This is a genomic window from Burkholderia sp. IDO3, assembly GCF_003366075.1.
GTDB lineage: Bacteria > Pseudomonadota > Gammaproteobacteria > Burkholderiales > Burkholderiaceae > Burkholderia > Burkholderia anthina.
Genome location: NZ_CP028963.1, coordinates 2,702,706 through 2,722,428, shown reverse-complemented (window position 1 = coordinate 2,722,428; position 19,723 = coordinate 2,702,706). Strand labels below are relative to the sequence as shown.

The 19,723-nt window shown below is 66.6% G+C and carries 19 protein-coding genes and 2 tRNA genes; 12 read left to right on the top strand and 9 right to left on the bottom strand.

The window, feature by feature from the left end; genetic code table 11:
* Positions 1–33: 33 nt before the first annotated feature.
* A complete protein-coding gene (locus tag DCN14_RS27390) occupies positions 34–528 on the bottom strand; it encodes a hypothetical protein (protein WP_096502141.1) in 495 nt (164 codons plus the stop codon).
* Positions 525–1,076 carry a hypothetical protein gene (locus DCN14_RS27385; RefSeq protein WP_096502139.1) on the bottom strand — a complete coding sequence of 184 codons (552 nt, stop codon included), beginning with the start codon at positions 1,074–1,076 and terminating at the stop codon, positions 525–527. The genes DCN14_RS27390 and DCN14_RS27385 overlap by 4 nt, the downstream gene beginning before the upstream one ends.
* A 288-nt stretch (positions 1,077–1,364) precedes the next feature.
* Between DCN14_RS27385 and DCN14_RS27380 the strand changes: the two genes are divergently transcribed.
* The 3 genes from DCN14_RS27380 to DCN14_RS27370 all read left to right on the top strand — a co-directional run bounded on the left by DCN14_RS27380 (position 1,365) and on the right by DCN14_RS27370 (position 3,711).
* Complete coding sequence (locus DCN14_RS27380) at positions 1,365–1,562, top strand: hypothetical protein (RefSeq protein ID WP_096502137.1); 198 nt, start codon at positions 1,365–1,367, stop codon at positions 1,560–1,562.
* 153 nt (positions 1,563–1,715) lie between these two features.
* Positions 1,716–3,137 (top strand): alpha,alpha-trehalose-phosphate synthase (UDP-forming), encoded by a 1,422-nt coding sequence (gene otsA / locus DCN14_RS27375; RefSeq protein ID WP_096502135.1) that lies wholly within the window; start codon positions 1,716–1,718, stop codon positions 3,135–3,137.
* Positions 3,130–3,711: an AAA family ATPase gene (locus tag DCN14_RS27370; protein ID WP_096502133.1), complete on the top strand. Its 582-nt coding sequence runs from the start codon at positions 3,130–3,132 to the stop codon at positions 3,709–3,711. Before otsA ends, DCN14_RS27370 begins: the two co-directional genes overlap by 8 nt.
* Before the next feature lie 25 nt (positions 3,712–3,736).
* Here the strand turns inward: DCN14_RS27370 and DCN14_RS27365 are convergent, their stop codons facing one another.
* Both DCN14_RS27365 and DCN14_RS27360 read right to left on the bottom strand, forming a co-directional pair.
* A complete protein-coding gene (locus tag DCN14_RS27365; RefSeq protein ID WP_096502131.1) occupies positions 3,737–5,104 on the bottom strand; it encodes an MFS transporter in 1,368 nt (455 codons plus the stop codon).
* Between the two features lie 188 nt (positions 5,105–5,292).
* Complete coding sequence (locus tag DCN14_RS27360) at positions 5,293–5,673, bottom strand: DUF5594 family protein (RefSeq protein WP_096502129.1); 381 nt, start codon at positions 5,671–5,673, stop codon at positions 5,293–5,295.
* Positions 5,674–5,790: 117 nt separating this feature from the next.
* Here DCN14_RS27360 and DCN14_RS27355 point away from each other — a divergent pair, with 117 nt between their 5' ends.
* Positions 5,791–6,192, top strand: a complete 402-nt coding sequence (locus DCN14_RS27355) for a hypothetical protein (protein WP_096502127.1) — start codon at positions 5,791–5,793, stop codon at positions 6,190–6,192.
* A 193-nt stretch (positions 6,193–6,385) separates the two neighbouring features.
* On the opposite strand, the gene DCN14_RS27350 is transcribed toward DCN14_RS27355, so the two are convergent.
* On the bottom strand, positions 6,386–6,682 hold the full coding sequence (locus tag DCN14_RS27350; RefSeq protein WP_096502125.1) for a hypothetical protein: 297 nt from the start codon (positions 6,680–6,682) through the stop codon (positions 6,386–6,388).
* Between the two features lie 143 nt (positions 6,683–6,825).
* On the opposite strand from DCN14_RS27350, the gene eco reads away from it, so the two are divergent.
* Together eco and DCN14_RS27340 are read left to right on the top strand one after the other, a co-directional pair.
* A complete protein-coding gene (eco, locus tag DCN14_RS27345) occupies positions 6,826–7,326 on the top strand; it encodes a serine protease inhibitor ecotin (protein ID WP_096502123.1) in 501 nt (166 codons plus the stop codon).
* Positions 7,327–7,880: 554 nt separating this feature from the next.
* Positions 7,881–8,999 carry a right-handed parallel beta-helix repeat-containing protein gene (locus DCN14_RS27340; protein WP_096502121.1) on the top strand — a complete coding sequence of 373 codons (1,119 nt, stop codon included), beginning with the start codon at positions 7,881–7,883 and terminating at the stop codon, positions 8,997–8,999.
* A 242-nt stretch (positions 9,000–9,241) separates the two neighbouring features.
* Here the strand turns inward: DCN14_RS27340 and DCN14_RS27335 are convergent.
* From DCN14_RS27335 to DCN14_RS27320, 3 genes are all read right to left on the bottom strand, one after another.
* Positions 9,242–9,318, bottom strand: a tRNA-Met gene (locus DCN14_RS27335).
* A 358-nt stretch (positions 9,319–9,676) separates the two neighbouring features.
* A tRNA-Arg gene (locus DCN14_RS27325) sits at positions 9,677–9,751 on the bottom strand.
* Positions 9,752–9,899: 148 nt separating this feature from the next.
* The gene (locus DCN14_RS27320) at positions 9,900–10,082 is read right to left on the bottom strand and encodes a rubredoxin (protein WP_006478164.1); all 183 of its coding nucleotides are present in this window, start codon (positions 10,080–10,082) and stop codon (positions 9,900–9,902) included.
* Positions 10,083–10,279: 197 nt separating this feature from the next.
* On the opposite strand from DCN14_RS27320, the gene DCN14_RS27315 reads away from it, so the two are divergent.
* The 5 genes from DCN14_RS27315 to DCN14_RS27295 all read left to right on the top strand — a co-directional run bounded on the left by DCN14_RS27315 (position 10,280) and on the right by DCN14_RS27295 (position 18,211).
* Positions 10,280–10,684 carry a DUF4399 domain-containing protein gene (locus DCN14_RS27315; protein WP_096502119.1) on the top strand — a complete coding sequence of 135 codons (405 nt, stop codon included), beginning with the start codon at positions 10,280–10,282 and terminating at the stop codon, positions 10,682–10,684.
* A 194-nt stretch (positions 10,685–10,878) separates the two neighbouring features.
* On the top strand, positions 10,879–12,864 hold the full coding sequence (locus DCN14_RS27310) for an ATP-binding cassette domain-containing protein (protein WP_172441886.1): 1,986 nt from the start codon (positions 10,879–10,881) through the stop codon (positions 12,862–12,864).
* A 269-nt stretch (positions 12,865–13,133) separates the two neighbouring features.
* Positions 13,134–15,116, top strand: a complete 1,983-nt coding sequence (locus DCN14_RS27305; RefSeq protein WP_096502115.1) for a DNA topoisomerase IV subunit B — start codon at positions 13,134–13,136, stop codon at positions 15,114–15,116.
* 69 nt (positions 15,117–15,185) lie between these two features.
* Positions 15,186–17,507 (top strand): DNA topoisomerase IV subunit A, encoded by a 2,322-nt coding sequence (gene parC / locus DCN14_RS27300; protein WP_096502113.1) that lies wholly within the window; start codon positions 15,186–15,188, stop codon positions 17,505–17,507.
* Between the two features lie 245 nt (positions 17,508–17,752).
* Positions 17,753–18,211 carry a CopD family protein gene (locus DCN14_RS27295; protein WP_096502111.1) on the top strand — a complete coding sequence of 153 codons (459 nt, stop codon included), beginning with the start codon at positions 17,753–17,755 and terminating at the stop codon, positions 18,209–18,211.
* Between the two features lie 49 nt (positions 18,212–18,260).
* Here DCN14_RS27295 and DCN14_RS27290 read toward each other — a convergent pair whose 3' ends face one another.
* Positions 18,261–19,145 carry a LysR family transcriptional regulator gene (locus tag DCN14_RS27290; protein ID WP_096502109.1) on the bottom strand — a complete coding sequence of 295 codons (885 nt, stop codon included), beginning with the start codon at positions 19,143–19,145 and terminating at the stop codon, positions 18,261–18,263.
* A 112-nt stretch (positions 19,146–19,257) separates the two neighbouring features.
* Here DCN14_RS27290 and DCN14_RS27285 point away from each other — a divergent pair, with 112 nt between their 5' ends.
* Entirely contained in the window at positions 19,258–19,704 is a 447-nt protein-coding gene (locus tag DCN14_RS27285) for a multidrug/biocide efflux PACE transporter (RefSeq protein ID WP_096502107.1), read from the top strand.
* The last annotated feature ends 19 nt before the right edge of the window (positions 19,705–19,723 follow it).

Genomic DNA, 19,723 nt, shown 5'->3' with positions numbered 1-19,723 from the left:
CGTCGCACGCGTTACGCGCGACGCTTCGTGTCGTTACTGCAAATTCCCCCACCGATCGACCGCCGGCTCCGCCGACGCCCACTTCCAGTGCGTGCCTTGCTGGCACGCACTGGCGAAATACCAGTCGGCCTTGTCGCCGTCCTTCACCGAGAACGCGAATTCCTTGCACAGCGCGAGCGCCGTCGAATACGCGCGCGCGACGCGCACTTCGCCTTCGCCGTTTTCCAGCGGCAGCGTGTTCTTTACCTTCCACGGTTTCACTTCGCCGACGGCCAACGTGCCGGCCACCTTCGCGATCGCGTCCTGCTGGTTCTGATGGAGCTGCTTCATCGTGCGGTTGACAGCCTCGTCGGTCGCCGCCTGCACGGCAATGCCGACGCCGACGCCCACGGCCGGGTTCGCGGTGACGAGGCCCGTCGCTGCGCCGGCGAGCGCGCCGCTTGCCGCGCCGACCGAGCCGCAGCCAGACAGCGCGGCGGTGGCCGCGCACAGCGCGCCGATCGCCGCGATACGGATCGCGACGCTCATTGCAGCGCGCCCCAGCGTTCGGTCGCGGGCTCGGCCGACGCCCATTTCCACACCGGGCCTTCGCGGCAGATCGTGGCGACGTAGAACGCCGATTGCGCGGCCTTGTCGCCCTTGGCGGGCGCATCGACCGCGAACACGATTTCCTTGCAGTCGAGCGGGCCGACGCTGATTATCCGGCTCACCGTCACGCGGCCCTGTTCGTCGTCCTCGATCGGAAACGAATGGTGCGTCGACCACGGCGCGACGCCGCCGACATCGAGCGGGCCGGCCGCCTTCGCGATCTGTTCCTGTGTATAGCGGTGAGCGACGCGCTGCGTGTACTGGACACCCGCGCGGGCGCCGGCGACGGCGCCCAGGCCGATGCCCGTCGCGACGGCGGCGTTGTTGGTGACCTTGGATGCGATCGCGGCGCCCGCGATACCGGCGCCGGCGGTTGCGCCTTCGCTGTACAGCGAGTTGCAGCCGGACAGCAGTGAGGCCGTGGCGATCGCGGCCAGCACGATGCGCGCCGGCATGGCCCGACGCGGCGATTCGAAGCGAATGTTCATCCCTGAGTGCAAGTCCTGTCTGGGTGAGCGGCGACGCGTGCGCGCCCCCTTGCCGCGTCATTGTTTCGCAATTGTCATAGGAAAACTGCAAAGCTTTGACAAATCGCCGGGCGGCGGCTCGCGCGCATACGCGCGGCGCCATTGTCGGACAGATGATGGGTGAAGGGTCGAAACGTTACAAATTGAAGATAATTGTTACCATCGCCTGCACGCAAGCGACCTAGACTGTTTTGTTATGGAATGTTTCAACGACGGCCCCGAGCCGCGCTGCATATGAGGCACTCAGCCATGCGCCGTTCGAAACGCCTTTCACCGCGTCCGCCCGAGGCGGGCGCCGGCCGACCCGTTCCGCAGCGCGACACGCCTGTTGCGCCGCCAGCGGGAGCGCCCGACGAGACGCCGTCCGACGGCGATCACAACCAGGGCGGCGCACGCCCGGAAGGGCTCGACTATCAACGCGATCTCGGCCAGGAGCAGGACGCTTGACGCCGTCGCCGTTGCATTCCGCTGCCGCATTTCACTGCGCTCTTTGTTGCATCGCTCGCATCTGAATCTCGCCGCGTGGCCGCCTTCGGGCCGCCGCGCCTGTCTTGGCGCGCACCGCGCGTCCATCCAATCGAATCGAGGAGGGGAAGCTGCATGAGCAGATTGATCGTGGTATCGAATCGTGTCGCCGCAGGCGAGGACACACGTCCGAGCGCGGGTGGTCTCGCGGTCGGCGTGATGGACGCGCTGAAGGAAACCGGCGGCGTCTGGTTCGGCTGGAACGGCGAGATCGTCGGTACGCCCGACGCCGAGCCCGCGATTCAGCGGGACGGCAACGTCACGTACGCGACGGTCGGGCTGACCCGGCGCGACTACGATCAGTACTACCGCGGCTTCTCGAACGCGACGCTGTGGCCGGTGTTCCATTACCGCGGCGATCTCGCCCGCTTCGACCGGCAGGAGTACGCGGGCTATCTGCGCGTGAACGCGATGCTCGCGAAGCAGCTCGCCGCGCTGCTGCGGCCCGACGACCTGATCTGGGTACACGACTACCACCTGCTGCCGTTCGCGCATTTCCTGCGCGAGCTCGGCGTGAAGAACCCGATCGGCTTTTTCCTGCACATTCCGTTTCCGTCGCCGGAGATGCTGCGCCTCGTGCCGCCGCACGAGGAACTCGTGAAGTTCATGTGCGCGTACGACGTCGCGGGCTTCCAGACCGACGCCGACAAGCAGGCGTTCGCCGACTACATCGAGCGGCGCGGGATTGGCACGGCGAGCGACGACGGGATGCTGCATGCGCACGGCCGTGTCGTGAAGGTCGCCGCCTATCCGATCGGCGTGCATCCGGATGCGATCGCCGAGGCGGCCGTCCAGTACGGTTCGCGCAAGCCGGTGAAGATGCTGCGCGACGCACTCGACGGCCGCAAGCTCGTGATGAGCGTCGACCGTCTCGACTATTCGAAGGGGCTGGTCGAGCGCTTCCAGTCGTTCGAGCGGATGCTCGCGAACGCGCCGGGCTGGCAGGGGCGCGTGTCGCTCGTGCAGATCGCGCCGCCGACGCGCTCCGACGTGCAGACCTACCAGCACATTCGGGAAACGCTCGAAGGCGAGGCCGGCCGCATCAACGGCCGCTTCTCGCAGCTCGACTGGACGCCGATCCAGTACCTGAACCGCAAGTACGAACGCAACCTGCTGATGGCGTTCTTCCGGATGTCGCAGGTCGGCTACGTGACGCCGTTGCGCGACGGGATGAACCTCGTTGCGAAGGAATACGTCGCGTCGCAGGATCCGGCCGATCCGGGCGTGCTCGTGCTGTCGGAGTTCGCGGGCGCGGCAGCCGAGCTGACCGGCGCGCTGCTCGTCAATCCGTACGACCTGTCGCAGATGGCCGACGCGCTCGAGCGCGCGCTGTCGATGCCGCTCGCGGAGCGGCAGGCGCGTCATGAACAGAACCTCGCGCGGCTGCGCGAGAACGACCTGTCGGTATGGCGCGATACCTTCGTCGCCGACCTGCGCAGCGTCGCGGCCGCCGCGTCGGTCACGCAGCGGGCAGGCCGGCGGATCGCTCATGTCTGAGCGCGCGGAAGCGGCCGGTGCCGACGACGATGCGGCCGGCCGTTTCCACGTCGTCACGGGCGGCCCGGGCTCGGGCAAGAGCACGCTGCTCGATGCGCTCGAGCGCGCCGGTTTCGCGCGCTCGCAGGAGGCCGGGCGCGGCGTGATCCGCGACCAGACGGCGATCGACGGCCAGGCGCTGCCGTGGCGCGACCGGGCCGCCTTCGCGGAACTGATGCTGAGTTGGGAGATGCGCTCGTACCATCTGGCGCGATGCGCGCGCGGGCCGGTGTTCTTCGATCGCGGCGTGCCGGACGTGATCGGCTACCTGCGGTTGACGGGCCTTGCGGTGCCCGCGCATGCGGAAGCGGCGGCGCGGCGCTTTCGCTATCACCGGCGCGTGTTCATCGCGCCGCCATGGCCCGAGATCTACGCGCAGGATACCGAACGCCGGCAGGATTTCGCGGAAGCCGTGCGGACCTACGACGCGATGGTCGACTGCTATACGTCGTACGGCTATCGGCTGATCGAGCTGCCGCGCGCGAGCGTGAAGGCCCGCGTGCGCTTCGTGATGGATACGCTCGACGCGGCGTGACGTGCGCGCGTTGCACGCGTCGATTTCAGGTTGCCGCGTCGGGCTTTGGCGACGCGATGCGCAGCATGCTCACCACCGCTGCGACCGCCGCGAACGCCGTCGCGAGATAGAGCGCGATGGTCGGCCCGCGATCGGGCGCAAGCCCGAAAATCAATGCGACGAGCGCGGCGCCGAGCGTCTGGCCGGTGAGCCGGGCCGTGCTCAACATCCCGCCCGCGCCGCCACTGCGCTCGCGCGGCGCCGACGACAGCATCGCGCGGTTGTTCGGCGACTGGAACAGCCCGAAGCCCGCGCCGCACAGCGCCATTCGCCACACGATGTCGACGGTGCCCGGGTGTGCGCCGATCGTCGCGAGCGACAGCAATCCGAGCGCGAACAGCGCGAGCCCGATCCCGCCGAGCACGCCGGCCGAGTAGCGGTCCGACAGCACGCCCGCGAGCGGCGCGGCGAACACGATCACGAGCGGCCATGGGGTCATGTAGAGGCCGGTTTCGACCTGCGAGAAGCCGAGCGAATTCTGCAGCCAGAACGGCAGCGCGACGAACGCGAGCATCTGCGATGTGAACGATGCCACCGACGTGCAGATCGACAGCGCGAACATCGGAATGCGCATCAGGTCGACCGGCAGCAGCGGCGCCGGCTGCGATAGCTGACGTTTCACGAAGAAGTAGCCGATGCCGAACGCGACGGCCAGCTCGATCACGACGTATGCGCGGCTTTCGCCGTGGCCGAATCCGTCGACGGCCATGATCAGCAAGCCGAACACGCAGGCGTTCATCAGCGCGCTCGGGAAGTCGTACGGCGCGTTGTGCAGCGGGTTGGTCGGCAGCGCGCGGAGGCTGCCGAATACCGCGGCGATGCCGATCGGCACGTTGACCGCGAACAGCCACGGCCACGATGCGAACGACAGGATCGCCGACGCGACCGTCGGGCCGATTGCCGACGACAGCGCGACCACCATCGCGTTGATCGACAGCCCGCGCCCGAGCATCGCCGACGGGTAGATCATCCGCACGAGCGCCGCATTCACGCTCATGATGCCGGCCGCGCCGAACCCCTGGATCACGCGCATCACCGCGAGTATCGGCAGCGAACCGGCGAGTGCGCAGCCGAGCGATGCCGCCGTGAAGAGCGCGAGCCCGGCGATGTAGATGCGGCGGTAGCCGATGCGCTCGCCGAGCGAGGCGAGCGGCAGCAGCGTGATCGTGACGGCGAGCTGGTACGCGTTGACGATCCAGATCGATGCGGCGTCGGACGCGTGCAGGTCGCGCGCGATCGTGGGCAGCGCAACGTTAGCGATCGCGCCATCGAGCACGGCGAGCGTGATGCCCAGTGCGACGCAGACGATCGCCCAGTAGCGTTGCGGAAGCGGCAGGCCGATATCGGCGTTCATGACGGGAGCGAAAGCGTGGTTGTCCGCGCGCCCGGATGCCGGTTGCGTGCGCAACCATGCCCACGGGTGGAGGCGGCGGTGAATGGCCAGGCCGGCACAACATCTGCGCCGAAGCGGGACCGGTCGAGTGTATCACCGGCTCGCATTGGCCGACGCCGACGCGCGCGGCTGCCGGCCGGCACGTGCATTCAGCCTTCGAAGTCGAGGCCGCCGAGCCGCACCAGCGGGTCGGCCTGCGTGCGCGACGCCAGATCGATGTCGCGTGCGCCTTCCCACGCGCTCAGCTTCCTCGGCAGCGCGCCCAGGTAGTGCTCGAAGCGCGCGGGACCGTCGGGCTCCATCAGCCGTTCTATCTCGTCGCCGTCCCAGGTCAGCTCGAGGTTCAGCGGATGCACGTAGCCGCTCACGTGCTCGTGCGGCGCGCTGCGGATCCGCACGCGCGTCGGTTGCCCGTGTCCGCCGTACGGGACGACGTCGGCCTGGACGTGATCGGCGAAGAAAGCGGCGATTGCCTGCGCGATGCGCGGTGCGAATTCGGTATCGAAACGGCGGGTGGTTTCGGGCTGCATGAAGGCGTCTCCTGTATGCCGAAAATCGTAGCACGGCGGTGCCGCGTTTCGGTGTGCGTGATACCCGTAATGGCGCGTTACCACTTGCTGCATCTATTACGGCCGGGTGCCGCCACAATGCATCGCATCCAGTACCACTTCGCGTGGGAGTCCATCATGAAAAAAATTGCCGCAGTATGTGTCCTCGCCGGTTCGCTCGTCGCGGCGGGTCCGGCGTCCGCACACGGCCGCGACGGCGGCGCCGTCATCGGCGCGCTGATCGGCGGCGCGGTGCTCGGCGCGATCGTGACGTCCGCGATCAATCCGCCCGTCGCGTACCAGGCGCCTGTGTATCAGGCGCCGGCCTATCAGCCGCCGACCTACTACCAGGCACCGGCGTATCAGCAGCCGGACTATCCGACCTATCAGCAGGCGCAGTATCAGGGCGGCGGCCCGAACTATTGCTACGATCGCTATCAGCGCGCGTACGTGTGCGGTGCGCCCGTGTCGGGCGGCTATGCGCAGCCGGCCGGCTGGTAAGCGGGCGAATGACCGGATTCGGCGCGGCGTGGTACGCGCAGATCGAACCGCCGGTACGCAGGACGACAAAAAGCAAGGCCCTCGCATGATGCGAGGGCCTTTGTCATTTCGCGAATGTCAATTCTCGTGCGCTACGCGGCACGCCGCGCGGGGCGGCGTGCGGATACAAACGGTTGCAATTGGACCGGCTGGATCAGTGGCGATGGCCGCCGCCGTCGCCATGACCGCGTCCGCCGCCGCCTTCGTTCCAGTCGCCGCGACGTCCGCCGCCGTGACCCCAGCTGCCTCGATGGTAGTCGCGACGTCCGCGGTCCCAGTCGCGTCCGCCGCCACCGCCCCAGATATTGACCGTGCCGTAGACCGGTGACGGGCCGTACGCATAGCCGGGATCGGAATAGTAGGGCTGTCCGTAGCCGTATCCGGCCTCCGGACCGACGACGCAGCCGGCCAGCAACGTGGCGACGCCGGCGGCAGCAATGAGCTTCAGCATGATGTTCTCCCTTGGTTCCCCTATAAGTACCGCGCGCGGAGATTGCGGGCTGTTTGCAATTGTGTCTTCAAATTACAGCTTCGTAAGCTGTTGCGACGAAAGTGTTAGCATCCGAGCCTATTTTGTTTATGAGGAGCATATCGATGAAATTCGCGATCCGGGCTGTTCTGGCCGCCATTTGCGTCACGACCGCCGCCGCGTGCGCGGCCGGGCCCGCATCGGCGCCCGCCGTGTCGGCCGAGTCGATCAAGATGTTCCCGCAGCCGGCGGCCGGGCAGCAGCGTGCGGTGATCGCGCTGCCCGCGCTCGAGAACGAGGGCGACGCTCGCGTCGAGCTGATGATCGGCAAGACGCTGCAGACCGACTGCAACCAGCAGTGGTTCGGCGGCGAACTGACCGCCGAGGATGTGAAGGGCTGGGGCTATACGTACTATCGGCTGACCGACGTGAAGGGGCCGGCGTCGACGCTGATGGCGTGCCCGGGCCAGGCGCCGCAGCAGCGGTTCGTCCAGGTGCGCGGCGACGGTCAGCTGCTGCGCTACAACAGTCGTCTGCCGCTCGTCGTGTACGTGCCGGACGGTTTCGACGTGCGCTACCGTGTGTGGCATGCGTCGAAGGACGTGCAGCATGCAGTGACGCAGTAAAGCGGTATTGGCGCGGGCCGCCTGTCGCCGCATGGCTGCATGCGGTTTGCGCGATACTTCCCGATCACGACGGCTCGCGCCGTCGCTTGCCTGAATCCATATCCCCTTTTCGCCTGTCACGCAGAAGCGCTAGCGCGTGTTGCATGTCGTCGTGATGACGCTTCGATGAATGACAGAGGACACCGAACGGTTGATGCGAAGCACGCCGCATTATTTATTTACAAAGTAACTTGACGTACTTACGATGAGGCCACCTTGGGCTAGTGGAACATCGTATGCGTACAGTCGATCGGGCAACGCTTGCCGCGCTCTGTCTTGGTCTTGCCGCATGCGGTGGCGGTGACGACAACGCCGGGCCAGCACCGCAGACCGTTGCGAGCACATCGACATCGCCGGCCGACCCTGCGGGCGCGGCATCCGGCGCATCGGCTTCATCGGCCACTTCCTCTTCACCGACGAATTCCGGCAGCGCCGCGCCGACTTCCGGCACTTCCGGCACTTCCGGCGCGACACTTCAGCCCGTCGACGGCGCCAAGCCGGTTGTCATTGCGGACATGACGATTGCTCCGGCCGCGGACGGCAGCGATCAGGCCGATGCGCTTCAGAAGGCGATCGACAGCCTGCGGGCCGGCCAGCGCCTGATCATCGCACCGGGGCGGTACGTCGTCGGGCATTCGCTCGCGGTGACGGTGCCGCAGGCGGTGATTTCCGGATACGGCGCGACGCTGGCCGCCACGAATCCGGCCGACCAGACGATCGTGATGAGCGGCGCCGGCTCGACGCTCGTCGGCGTAACGCTCGCCGGCACCGGCACGACGCGCCTCACGACGCCCGAGTCGACCAAGGTCGAGGTGAAGGGCACGGACGTTCAGGTGCTCGGCGTGACGATCCAGGGCGGTGCGAGCGCCGGGATCTTCGTGTTCGGCGGCAGCGGCGTCGCGATCGTGGGCAACACCGTGCGGGCGACGCTCGCCGACGGCATCCATATGACCTACGGCTCGACCAACGTGCTGGTGCAGAACAACACGGTGACCGGCACCGGCGACGATATGATCGCCGTGGTCAGCTATATCGACGACGGCCGTCTGAGCAGCAACGTGCTGATCGACCGTAACGCGGTGTCGGGCAACCCTTGGGGGCGCGGCATTTCAGTCGTCGGCGGGCAGGGCGTGACGATCTCGAACAACACGGTCGACGGCGTTCAGAAGGCGGCGGGGATCCTCGTCGCGCAGGAAGACAGCTGGCAGACATACGGGGTGTCGAATGTCGTCATCAAGGGCAATGCCGTCACCAACATCCAGAACTCGACCGTGAACAACGGGCTTCAGCCGACGCAGCAGGCCGCGATCGAGCTGGATACGTGGTTGGGGACGGTGTCGGATGTCGTGGTGGCTGATAACCGGGTGTCGGGCGTCGGGTATTCGGGGTTTCGGGCGTACGGGAACGTGTGTTCGTTCAGTGTGACGGGGAATACGTTCGCTTCGATCGTCGGTTCGCCGGTGCAGTTGCTGACGAACGGCTGCGCGGCGAGCCAGATCGTCGTCGATGCGAACCTGCTCGGCGATGGCACCGCGCTGGCGCTGCCGGCCGGGGCGTCGTTGGCGGGGGCGTTGGCGGTGGCCGGGGCGAGCGTGAGCTTGATGCCGCAGGTCAGGACGGGGTTGATGCAGTGATGGGGGGATGGCTGTTTGCGGGGCGCCACAGCGGTGCTTTTCCGCAAGCGCGTTTTTCGCACTGCCTTCATAAACCGAACGGATATAGGTCGGTCGAACGTTGAGTTGCGACCGTTACGCCTACTGCGCCCGGGCTACAACAGCCGTCGAAGACGCCGAGCATTCTGCGCGTGTCGATCCAACGGCAACCGCCCGGGCGAATGAGAAAAGCCCGCTTGCTGACGCAGAGCGGGCTTCGAATTTGGTTGCGGGGATAGGATTTGAACCTATGACCTTCGGGTTATGAGCCCGACGAGCTGCCAGACTGCTCCACCCCGCGGCGCGAAGTGTACGCGGAGTGCTACCTCCGTGTCAAACGAATGGGGCAATCTCTTTACGATGCCTGTTCGGTATGGCGAGCTGGCTCTGTCTCTGGCGTTTCGAGGGGCTTGACCAGCAGGCGTTCGAGCGACTCGGCGTGAGCGTAGGCTGACGTGACCGGGTTGCGTTCAGCGTGTGCGGTCTGACGCTCGACGACGTCGCGGCTGTATTCTGGTTCAAGCAGCGTAGTTGCAGCGGGGTCCCGCGGAGCCCTTGTCCATGTCATGCGTGATTCGTAGCCCGTCCGATACAGGGCATACAACAGCGCAGCATGACGGGGTTCTTGTCGCGAAGCTGGTGAAACTTTGGAGGATCTTTGGTCCCCCCGACAGGAATCGAACCTGTATCTAGCGCTTAGGAGGCGCTTGTTCTATCCATTGAACTACGGGGAGAGCCATGTCCGCGGTATCGCGTGCTGAAGACGCGAACGGGACGGCGGTGTGGACAGCGCGCAGAGTATAGCAAACGCGCGGCGCATCGGCGGACGGAATGCGTGCCGATGCGCGGTTCGCGCGTTCAAGCGTGGTCGGGAATCGCGAATCAGAAATCGACGACGACGAAATCTTCCTTGCCCACGTCGCACAGCGGGCAGCGCCAGTCGGCGGGAATGTCGGCGAAACGGGTGCCGGCGGGGATGCCTTCGTCGGGCAGACCTTCCGCTTCGTTGTAGACCCACCCGCAAATCAGGCAGACCCAGCTCTGGTATTCGGTTACTTCGCTCATGTAGCGCTCGGGATGATGAAAGTCGGTGATGCCGTTCGCGGCACGGCCGGCGGACGAAAGGCGCAATGGTACCGGAATTTCGCCGAACGCCTCGGCAACGTCGTTTTAAACGTACGCATCGCGAACAACCGCCGTCGTCGCGCGGGTCGGGCACGCAGTGTATGCTTCGTGAGCCTTTCAATCTGAAGGAGGAAACGATGCTCAACAGGAAATGGATCGCGGGCGCGATTTGTGTCGCGGCATTGGCCATGTCGACGCTCGCGCGTGCCGAGGCGCGCGTGTTCTTCGTCGAGCCGAAGGACGGCGCGACGGTATCGAGCCCCGTGCACGTGAAATTCGGCCTCGAAGGGATGGAACTCAAGCCGGCCGGCGACATGACGCCGGACACGGGCCACCATCACCTGCTGATCGACGGCAAGCCGGTGCCGAAGGGCGACGTGATCCCGGCCACCGACCATTCGCTGCACTTCGGCAAGGGCCAGACCGAAACCGACTTGAAGCTGCCGCCCGGCCAGCACACGCTGACGCTGCAATTCGGCGACGGCGCACACCGTTCGTACGGCCCCGAAATGAGCTCGACGATCACGGTCAACGTGCAGTAAACGCACCGCCCGCATGCGGACGCCCGGCCGGGAATTGCGGCCGGATGTCCGCCGCAGGCCTCGCGCAACACTGAGGCGTCGCATGCGGCCCCGTCCGTCGGACACACGCCGTCACGCACCCACAGCACAAAATAGAAGCGCGCATCGGCCTAGTCCGTTCGGCCATCCCGGCGCGGGCGCCCGCCACCGGTACAATGGGCGCTTCCGATTTCTCTCTTCGCCGTCTCCCCATGTCGCTTTATTCCATTACCGGCGCGCAACTCGCGTTCGGTCACGTCGCGCTGCTGGACCACGCGGACTTCTCGCTGGAGGCCGGCGAGCGCGTCGGCCTGATCGGTCGCAACGGCGCGGGCAAGTCGTCGCTGCTGAAGATCGTCGCCGGGCTCGCGAAGCCCGATGACGGATTGATCACGCGTCAGCAGGATCTCGTGACCGTCTACGTGCCGCAGGAGCCCGAATTCGAACCCGGCGCGACGGTGTTCGACGCGGTGGCGTCAGGGCTCACGCACACGCGCGAAGTCCTCGAAGAATACGATTCGATCGCGCATCGTCTTGCGGAGACGCCGGAAGGCGCGGAGCACGACGCGCTGCTCGCGCGAATGAACGCGCTGCAGTCGTCGCTCGATACGCACGATGCATGGAACTGGCGCACGCGCGTGTCGATGACGCTCGCGCAGATCGGCCTGACGGACGGCGACGCACAGGTCGACTCATTGTCGGGCGGGATGCAGAAGCGTGTCGCGCTGGCGCGCGCGCTGGTGCTGCAGCCGGACGTGCTGCTGCTCGACGAACCGACCAACCACCTCGACTTCGACGGCATCCGCTGGCTGGAAGAGCTGCTGGTCGCGCAGCGCGCGGGCTTGCTGTTCATCACGCACGATCGCGCGTTCCTCGACCGCGTCGCGACGCGCATCGTCGACCTCGATCGCGGCGGTCTGCTGTCGTATCCGGGCAATTTCTCGGCGTACCAGACGCGCAAGGCGCAGCAGCTGGAAGTCGAGCGCGTGGAAAACGAGAAGTTCGACAAGCTGCTCGCGCAGGAAGAAGTGTGGATTCGCAAGGGCGTCGAGGCGCGCCGCACGCGCAGCGTCGGGCGCATCGCGCGGCTCGTGCAGATGCGCAACGATCGCGCGGAGCGCCGCAACGCGCAAGGCAACGTGAAGCTCGACGTCGCGCAGGGCGAGAAGTCGGGCAAGATCGTCGCGGAGCTGACCGACGTGACGAAACGCTACGGCGATCGCACGGTGGTCGACACTTTCTCGACGACGGTCATGCGCGGCGACAAGATCGGTTTCGTCGGCCCGAACGGCGCCGGCAAGACGACGCTGCTCAAGCTGATCCTCGGTGAACTGAAGCCCGACGCGGGCACGGTGCGCACCGGCACGAACCTGCAGGTCGCGTACTTCGACCAGATGCGCGCGCAGCTCGACCAGGACAAGAGCCTGGCCGACACGATCAGCCCGGGCAGCGAATGGGTCGAGATCGGCGGCGTGCGCAAGCACGTGATGAGCTATCTCGGCGACTTCCTGTTCGCGCCGGAACGCGCGCGTTCGCCGGTGAAGTCGCTGTCGGGCGGCGAGCGCAACCGGCTGCTGCTCGCGCGCCTGTTCGCGCGCCCGGCCAACGTGCTGGTGCTCGACGAACCGACCAACGACCTCGACATCCCGACGCTCGAACTGCTCGAAGAGCTGCTGGCCGACTACGACGGCACGGTGCTGCTCGTCAGCCACGACCGCGCATTCCTCGACAACGTCGTGACGTCGGTGATCGCGGCCGAAGGCGACGGCAAGTGGCGCGAGTACGTCGGCGGCTTCACCGACTGGCAGATCCAGAGCGAGCGGTCGCAGCAGCTCGCGCAGCAGGAAGCGGCGAAGCGCGCCGTGAAGGACGCGGCGCCGGCCAAGGAAGACGCGGCGAAAAGCGCGGCGGGCCGCAACGCGCAGCGCTCGGTGAAGCTGTCGTTCAACGAGCAGCGCGAACTCGATGCGCTGCCGGAGAAGATCGCCGCGCTCGAGGAGGAACAGAAGACGATCAACGCGCAGCTCGAGGACGGCTCGATCTTCGCGAAAGATCCGCAGGAGGGCACGCGCCTGACCGAGCGGTTCGCGGCGATCGACGACGAACTGCTCGCCGCGCTCGAGCGGTGGGAGACGCTCGAAGCGAAACGCAAGCCGGTTTGACGCACGGCACGCGGGCCGGCCGGGCCGGTGCCGCACGCGCGGTGGCCGGCCGGTGGCGCGGTGTGACGATCTTGCGGTGGCGTGCCACGCGGAACCAGTAAAATACCGCGCGTCCCGGGCCGCGCAGCGCATGCCGCGCGCCCGCTTTCGGAGCAGTCCAAGCACACCGTTGTTTCGATTCGCTTTTTTACGGAACTCAACGCTTTGTCCACGACGTTATCCACACGAGATGTGGAAAACGTCCCGATGAACGACGAAATTCAGCGCCTATGTCAACGAAGAAGCCCAGCGCGGCCTATAGCGAAGCATCGATCAAGGTGCTCAAGGGCCTCGAGCCGGTCAAGCAGCGGCCCGGCATGTACACCCGTACCGAAAATCCGCTGCACATCATTCAGGAAGTCATCGACAACGCGTCCGACGAGGCACTCGGCGGCTACGGCAAGCAGATCACGGTCACGCTGCACGCCGATCAGTCGGTGTCGGTCGAGGACGACGGCCGCGGCATCCCGTTCGGCCTGCATCCCGAGGAAGGCGTGCCGGTCGTCGAGATCGTGTTCACGCGCCTGCATGCAGGCGGCAAGTTCGACAAGGCCGCCGGCGGCGCGTACACGTTCTCGGGCGGCCTGCACGGCGTCGGCGTGTCGGTGACGAACGCGCTCGCGACGCGCCTCGACGTGACGGTCTGGCGCGACGGCAAGATCGCCGAGCTCGGTTTCGCCGACGGCGATGTCGTCAAGCCGCTCGCGACGCAAGGCGCGGGCCGCGGCGAGAAGAAATCCGGCACGCGCGTGCAGGTGTGGCCGAATCCGAAGTACTTCGATTCGCCGAACCTGCCGCTCGGCGAGCTGCAGCGCCTGCTGCGCTCGAAGGCCGTGCTGCTGCCGGGCGTCGAGGTCGTGCTCGTCAACGAGAAGACCGGCGAGCGCCAGGCGTGGAAGTACGAGGACGGCCTGCGCGGCTACCTGCTCGACGAGATGAACGGCAGCGAACTGCTGATCCCGCTGTTCGAAGGCGAGCGCTTCGCCGATGCGCGTTCGGCCGACGACACGTTCGCCGAGGGCGAGGGTGCATCGTGGGTCGTCGCATGGAGCGAGGAAGGCTCGCTCGTGCGCGAGTCGTACGTGAACCTGATTCCGACGCCGGCCGGCGGCACGCACGAATCGGGCCTGCGCGACGGTCTCTACCAGGCGGTGAAAAGCTTCGTCGAACTGCACAACCTGCAGCCGAAGGGCGTGAAGCTGCTCGCGGAAGACGTGTTCGCGCGCGTGTCGTTCGTGCTGTCCGCGAAGGTGCTCGATCCGCAGTTCCAGGGGCAGATCAAGGAGCGCCTGAACAGCCGCGACGCGGTGAAGCTCGTGTCGTCGTTCTCGCGTCCCGCGCTCGAACTGTGGCTGAACCAGCACGTCGAGCACGGCAAGAAGCTCGCGGAGCTCGTGATCAAGCAGGCGCAGGCACGCACGCGCGCGGGCCAGAAGGTCGAGAAGCGCAAGAGCTCGGGCGTCGCGGTGCTGCCGGGCAAGCTGACCGACTGCGAGACGGAAGATATCGCGCGCAACGAACTGTTCCTCGTCGAGGGCGACTCGGCGGGCGGTTCCGCGAAGATGGGCCGCGACAAGGAATATCAGGCGATCCTGCCGCTGCGCGGCAAGGTGTTGAACACGTGGGAAACCGAGCGCGATCGTCTGTTCGCGAACAACGAGGTGCACGACATCTCGGTTGCGATCGGCGTCGATCCGCACAGCCCCGACGACACCGTCGACCTGTCGAACCTGCGCTACGGCAAGATCTGCATCCTGTCGGACGCGGACGTCGACGGTTCGCACATCCAGGTGCTGCTGCTCACGCTGTTCTTCAAGCATTTCCCGCAGCTGATCGAGCGCGGACACGTGCACGTCGCGCGGCCGCCGCTGTTCCGCGTCGATGCGCCCGCGCGCGGCAAGAAGCCCGCGCAGAAGCTCTATGCCCTCGATGACGGCGAACTCGAAGCGACGCTCGACAAGCTGCGCAAGGACGGCGTGCGCGACACGCAATGGAGCATCAGCCGCTTCAAGGGTCTCGGCGAAATGAGCGCCGAGCAGCTGTGGGACACGACGATGAACCCCGATACGCGCCGCCTGATGCCGGTGAAGCTCGGCGAGCTCGACTACGAGGCGACCGTCGCGCGCATGACGATGCTGATGGGCAAGGGCGAGGCAGCCGCGCGGCGCGGCTGGCTCGAGGAAAAGGGCAACGACGTCGAAGCGGATATTTAAGCGACGCATCCGCGCGGCCGGGCATGACGCCCGGCCCGGCCTCACGCCACTTACGAATACGGAATTCAGATGGACGACAATACTTCCGATCTCTTCGCCGGCTCCGACGCACCGGACGCCGATGCGCTGACGCTTGGCAACTACGCGGAGCAGGCGTATCTCAGCTACGCGGTCAGCGTCGTGAAGAGCCGCGCGCTGCCCGATGTGTGCGACGGCCAGAAGCCGGTGCAGCGCCGGATCCTGTTCGCGATGAACGAAATGGGCCTCGGCCCCGACGCGAAGCCGGTGAAATCGGCGCGCGTGGTCGGCGACGTGCTCGGTAAATACCACCCGCACGGCGACCAGTCGGCGTACGACGCGCTCGTGCGTCTCGCGCAGGACTTCTCGCTGCGTTACCCGCTGATCGACGGGCAGGGCAACTTCGGCTCGCGCGACGGCGACGGCGCGGCGGCGATGCGATACACCGAAGCGCGGCTCACGCCGATTTCGAAACTGCTGCTCGACGAGATCGACCAGGGCACGGTCGATTTCATGCCGAACTACGACGGCTCGTTCGAGGAGCCGAAGACGCTGCCGGGCCGCATGCCGTTCGTGCTGCTGAACGGCGCGTCGGGCATCGCGGTCGGTCTCGCGACGGAAATCCCGTCGCACAACCTGCGCGAAGTCGCGGCGGCGGCAGTCGCATTGATCCGCAATCCGAAGCTCACGCACGCGGAGCTGATGAGCCTGATTCCCGGCCCGGATTTCCCGGGCGGCGGCCAGATCATCTCGAGCGACGCCGAAATCTCGGCGGCATACGAATCCGGCCGCGGCAGCCTGAAGGTGCGCGCGAAATGGAAGATCGAGGATCTCGCGCGCGGCCAGTGGCAGCTCGTCGTCACCGAATTGCCGCCGAACACGTCGGGCCAGAAGGTGCTCGAGGAAATCGAGGAGCTGACCAACCCGAAGCTCAAGCTCGGCAAGAAGACGCTCACGCCCGAACAGCTGAACACGAAGAAGGCGATGCTCGACCTGCTCGACGCGGTGCGCGACGAGTCGGGCAAGGAAGCGGCGGTGCGGCTCGTGTTCGAGCCGAAGTCGCGCACGATCGACCAGACGGAATTCGTGAACACGCTGCTCGCGTACACGAGCCTCGAATCGAACGCGACGCTGAACCTCGTGATGATCGGCGCCGACGGCCGGCCGGGCCAGAAGGGCCTGCTGACGATCCTCGACGAATGGGTGAAGTTCCGCCAGCTGACGATGACGCGCCGTTGCCGCCACCGTCTCGCGAAGGTCGACGACCGCATCCACATCCTCGAAGGGCGGATGATCGTCTTCCTGAACATCGACGAGGTGATCCGCATCATCCGCGAATCGGACGAGCCGAAGGCCGCGCTGATGAGCGCGTTCGGCCTCAGCGAGCGGCAGGCCGAGGACATTCTCGAAATCCGCCTGCGCCAGCTCGCGCGGCTCGAGAAGATCAAGATCGAGAAGGAGCTCGAAGCGCTGCGCGACGAGAAGGCGAAGCTCGAGGAGCTGCTCGCGAACGAAAACGCGATGAAGCGGCTGATGATCAAGGAGATCGAGGCCGATGCGAAGCAGTACGGCGACGATCGCCGCACGCTGATCCAGCAGGAAAAGCGCGCGACGTTCGAGGCGAAGGTCGTCGACGAGCCGGTGACGGTCGTCGTGTCGCAAAAGGGCTGGGTGCGTGCGCTGAAAGGCCACGGGCTCGATCCGGCCGGTTTCACGTTCAAGGCCGGCGACCACCTGTACGCGGCGTTCCAGTGCCGCACGCCCGATCGCCTGATCGCGTGGGGCAGCAGCGGCCGCGTGTACTCGGTCGACGTGTCGGTGCTGCCGGGCGGGCGTGGCGACGGCGTGCCGGTCACGTCGCTGATCGAGCTCGAATCGGGTTCACACCTGATGCACTACTACGCGGCGCCGGCCGACCAGCAACTGCTGCTCGCGTCGAGCAATGGTTTCGGCTTCCTCGCGAAGGTCGGCGACATGGTGAGCCGCGTGAAGGCCGGCAAGGCGTTCATGACGATCGATGCGGGCGCGGTGCCGCTCGCGCCGATGCCGGTGCTGCCGAACGCGACGCAGGTTGCGTGCCTGTCGAGCGGCGGCCGCCTGCTGGTGTTCGGGATGGACGAAATGAAGACGCTGTCCGGCGGCGGGCGCGGCGTGATCCTGATGGCGCTCGAGGACAAGGAAACGCTCGTGCAGGCGCTCGCGATCGATCCGGCGGGCGTCGTGCTGATCGGCACCGGCCGCGGCGGCAAGGCGCAGGACGATACGCTGTCGTACGCGGGGCTCGCGCCGCACATCGGCAAGCGAGCACGCAAGGGCCGCGCGCCGGACACGAAGCTCAAGGTCATCAACGAGCTGCGTCCGATGCTCGGCTGACGCGCGATCCGCTCGCCGGTTCGACGGGCATCGAAGGCCGCACCTCCGCTTCGGCGGGCGGCCTTTCCTTTTGCGGCGACGCCGTATTCAGGTAAGCGAGCGTGGCGCCGTCGCGCGGAACTTGCAAAATATTGTGAAATGCTGCCAGGGGTCTGAACCGAGCGGCGGTGCGCCGGTCGAACGTCGCTTGATACCGCGCGTGACGCGGCTGTTCGTTGCACTCAACCCATCACAGGATCGCCGCCATGTCCCACGCTGTTTCCGTCGCGTTGTTTCTTCATCTGCTGGCCGTTGCCGTGTGGGTGGGCGGGATGGTTTTCGCGAACTTCTGCCTACGCCCGGCGCTGTCCGACCTGACGCCGCAGCTGCGGCTGCCGCTGATCGAGGGCGTGTTCGGCCGCTTCTTCAACTGGGTGTCCGGCTCGGTGATCGTGATCCTGCTGTCCGGCGGCTTCCTGCTCATGGCGTTCGGCGGCGCGCACGCGACGTGGACGCTGCATGCGATGGCCGGGCTCGGCGTCGTGATGATGCTGATCTTCGGTCATATCCGTTTCGCGCTGTTCCCGCGCATCCGCCGTGCGGTGCAGGCGCAGAACTGGCCGGACGGCGCGCGCGCGGTGAACACGGTGCGCCTGCTCGTCGTCGTCAATCTCGTGCTGGGCGTCGTGACGATCGGCGCGGCGGTGCTGTCGCGCGGCTTCTGAGCCTGCGGCGGCGCCCTCCGGCGCGAATTGCCCGCGCGGTGCCGCGCCGCTACGCGGCCAGCATCGCGTCGAGCAGCCATGAGCCGGCCGGCCCGAGCGGCCGGTTGCGCGACCATACCGCATCCACCCGCACGCGGCGCGGCCAGCCGCGCGAGCGCAGCTCGCACAGGCGATCGCGCGCGAAGTGCTCCACCATCCAGCGCGGCAGCTCGGCCCAGCCGAACCCCAGCACGGCCATCTCCAGCAGCATCAGATAGCTCGGCGCGAGCCAGCGCTGCGTGCCGACGACGATCCGGTCGTCGGCGCTGCGATCCTCCGGTTTCACATAGGTATTGAGCCGCAGCTCGCGCGCGTCGCGCAGCGCCGCATGCGGCACGTCGGCATCGCCGTATTGCGCCAGCGCGTGCATGCGCCCGACGAACAGGCCGATCTCGGATTCCTCCGCCACCGTCGCCGCACCGATATCGGGCGGGTAGGCCGCGTGCGCGGCCATCAGCCCGAGCTGCGCACGGCCCTGCTGGATCAGGTCGAGCACGTCCTCGTGCTCGGCGATCTGGCATTCGAGCTCGAGCGCCGGAAAGCGCTGTTCGAGCGCCATCAACGTTTCCTCGTAACGCTTCGACTGGTACGTGTCGGACACGACGAGCGTGAGCCGCGCTTCCTCGCCTTGCGCGAGCCGCGCCGCCATGCGGTCGATCGCCGCGCCGGCCTCCAGCGCGCGCTGCACCTGCGGCAACAGCGCGCGTCCGGCGTCGGTCAGCGTCGGGGTGCGTGTCGAGCGATCGAACAACTGCACGCCGAGGTCGATCTCGAAGTTCGCGATCGCCTCGGAAATCGTCGACTGGCGTTTGCCGAGCTTGCGTGCGGCGGCCGTGAACGAGCCGAGCAGCGCGGCTTCGGCAAACGCGAGCAGGGCTTCGGGGGCGTGACGCATGCGGCGCTCCTCACAGCGTTATATCGGTAAAACCGATGATATCAAACTGGATTGGCATGGTTTCACCGATCAAAATGGCCACAAGAACTGAATAGACGAACCGGAGGGAATCATGAAACAGGTGAATAAAACGGTGACGGAACGCCTCGTGCATGCGCTGACGTTCGAACTCGTGGCGATCGCGCTGTGCGCGCCGATCGGCGCATGGCTGCTCGACATGCCGGTGTCGCACGTCGGCGTGCTGACGGTGATGGTGTCGCTGATCGCGATGGCGTGGAACATGACGTTCAACACGCTGTTCGACCGCCTCGAACGGCGTGCGGGCCTGACGCGCACGCTCGGCATGCGGGTCGCGCATGCGGTCGCGTTCGAACTGGGTCTTGTCGCGATGGTGGTGCCGGTTGCCGCATGGTGGCTGAACGTGGGCCTCGTCGAGGCGTTGGTGCTCGACCTCGGCCTCGTGCTGTTCTTCCTGCCTTACACGTTCTGCTTCAACCTCGCGTACGACGCGCTGCGCGCACGCTGGGTCGCACGCCGCGTCGCAATGCAGGCGGGCTGAGCAGGGCGGGGGAGTCGAA

Bases quoted from the DNA above. Each gene is read 5' to 3' on its own strand.
- DCN14_RS27390 (WP_096502141.1), bottom strand. From the start codon at position 528: ATGAGCGTCGCGATCCGTATCGCGGCGATCGGCGCGCTGTGCGCGGCC.
- DCN14_RS27385 (WP_096502139.1), bottom strand. From the start codon at position 1,076: ATGAACATTCGCTTCGAATCGCCGCGTCGGGCCATGCCGGCGCGCATC.
- DCN14_RS27380 (WP_096502137.1), top strand. From the start codon at position 1,365: ATGCGCCGTTCGAAACGCCTTTCACCGCGTCCGCCCGAGGCGGGCGCC.
- otsA (WP_096502135.1), top strand. From the start codon at position 1,716: ATGAGCAGATTGATCGTGGTATCGAATCGTGTCGCCGCAGGCGAGGAC.
- DCN14_RS27370 (WP_096502133.1), top strand. From the start codon at position 3,130: ATGTCTGAGCGCGCGGAAGCGGCCGGTGCCGACGACGATGCGGCCGGC.
- DCN14_RS27365 (WP_096502131.1), bottom strand. From the start codon at position 5,104: ATGAACGCCGATATCGGCCTGCCGCTTCCGCAACGCTACTGGGCGATC.
- DCN14_RS27360 (WP_096502129.1), bottom strand. From the start codon at position 5,673: ATGCAGCCCGAAACCACCCGCCGTTTCGATACCGAATTCGCACCGCGC.
- DCN14_RS27355 (WP_096502127.1), top strand. From the start codon at position 5,791: ATGCATCGCATCCAGTACCACTTCGCGTGGGAGTCCATCATGAAAAAA.
- DCN14_RS27350 (WP_096502125.1), bottom strand. From the start codon at position 6,682: ATGCTGAAGCTCATTGCTGCCGCCGGCGTCGCCACGTTGCTGGCCGGC.
- eco (WP_096502123.1), top strand. From the start codon at position 6,826: ATGAAATTCGCGATCCGGGCTGTTCTGGCCGCCATTTGCGTCACGACC.
- DCN14_RS27340 (WP_096502121.1), top strand. From the start codon at position 7,881: ATGACGATTGCTCCGGCCGCGGACGGCAGCGATCAGGCCGATGCGCTT.
- DCN14_RS27320 (WP_006478164.1), bottom strand. From the start codon at position 10,082: ATGAGCGAAGTAACCGAATACCAGAGCTGGGTCTGCCTGATTTGCGGG.
- DCN14_RS27315 (WP_096502119.1), top strand. From the start codon at position 10,280: ATGCTCAACAGGAAATGGATCGCGGGCGCGATTTGTGTCGCGGCATTG.
- DCN14_RS27310 (WP_172441886.1), top strand. From the start codon at position 10,879: ATGGGCGCTTCCGATTTCTCTCTTCGCCGTCTCCCCATGTCGCTTTAT.
- DCN14_RS27305 (WP_096502115.1), top strand. From the start codon at position 13,134: ATGTCAACGAAGAAGCCCAGCGCGGCCTATAGCGAAGCATCGATCAAG.
- parC (WP_096502113.1), top strand. From the start codon at position 15,186: ATGGACGACAATACTTCCGATCTCTTCGCCGGCTCCGACGCACCGGAC.
- DCN14_RS27295 (WP_096502111.1), top strand. From the start codon at position 17,753: ATGTCCCACGCTGTTTCCGTCGCGTTGTTTCTTCATCTGCTGGCCGTT.
- DCN14_RS27290 (WP_096502109.1), bottom strand. From the start codon at position 19,145: ATGCGTCACGCCCCCGAAGCCCTGCTCGCGTTTGCCGAAGCCGCGCTG.
- DCN14_RS27285 (WP_096502107.1), top strand. From the start codon at position 19,258: ATGAAACAGGTGAATAAAACGGTGACGGAACGCCTCGTGCATGCGCTG.